General features: G+C 46.0%; 1 pseudogene. It reads right to left on the minus strand.

The window, feature by feature from the left end:
- A pseudogene (locus R7Z50_RS30650) lies at positions 1–535 on the minus strand (DNA repair protein RecN); the annotation flags it as partial.

Genomic DNA, 535 nt, shown 5'->3' on the forward strand with positions numbered 1-535 from the left:
ATTGACTTCTTCACCTTCGTAAATAAGTTCGAGGGCTTGCTGACAGGTAGCGGCGAGTTCACCGCTATTGGACAGTCGTTTGTGCTCTTGCTCGAGTTCTGCGAATTCTTCTTCACCTAGCGATAGCTCATTCAGTTCTTTGATTTGGTATTCAAGCAACTGTTTTTGCGCCTGATTCTGCTGGCTATTTTCCTTGAGTTGCTTGAGGTTATTGTCTGCCTGACGCCAATGTTGGTACGCACTGCGTGTGCTCTTTAATAGATTTAAGTGTCCGGCATATTGGTCCAACATCGCCATTTGGTATTCGCTTTTCATCAGTTGGTGATGCGCGTGTTGTCCATGGATGTTGATTAACAGCTGCCCAAGAGATTTTAATTGTGAAAGTGGTACTGGGCTGCCGTTGATGAAGGCTCTTGAACGGCCTTCTTTAGTTATGATGCGACGCAAGATACATTCAGTGCCATCCAGCAGATCGTTGTCTTCTAGCCAACGCGTTGCATGTAGGTTGTTGTCCAGTAAAAAGACGGCACTGACT

The organism is Vibrio sp. 1249-1, assembly GCF_033340495.1.